The sequence below is a fragment of the Achromobacter sp. GbtcB20 genome (assembly GCF_019091095.1).
Taxonomy (GTDB): Bacteria; Pseudomonadota; Gammaproteobacteria; order Burkholderiales; family Burkholderiaceae_B; genus Achromobacter; species Achromobacter mucicolens.
In genome coordinates, this window is the sequence record NZ_JAGXJZ010000360.1 from 1 (window position 1) to 330 (window position 330).

1 protein-coding gene is annotated in these 330 nt (G+C 67.3%); it reads left to right on the forward strand.

The window, feature by feature from the left end; all coding sequences use genetic code 11:
• Positions 1–207: AIR synthase-related protein (locus KVT32_RS29320; RefSeq protein WP_254637078.1), on the forward strand; the 207-nt coding region annotated here is incomplete at its 5' end.
• Positions 208–330: the final 123 nt, after the last annotated feature.

Here is a 330-nt window from a genome sequence, read left to right on the forward strand (position 1 = left end):
GGCAAGGACGATGCGCTGTTCGATGCCGTAACGCCGGCCCAGCGCGCCCTGCTGTCCGACCCCCAGACCTCGGGCGGCCTGCTGGTGTCCTGCGCGCCGGAAGCAGCCGACGAGGTCCTGGCCCTGTTCGCGCGCGAGGGCTTCGGCGAGGCGAAAGTCGTCGGCCGCATGACGCAAGGCGTGGCGCGCGTCGTCGTGCGCGGCTGAACCCGGCGCGCCGGCTGGCGCCGGCACGCACGGCGGCGTCGACCGGCACGGTATTTCTAGATGTCAACAGGAATATTTTGCATCTGCAAGGCAACATAGTTGCATTCCTGAGAATTGTCGGTT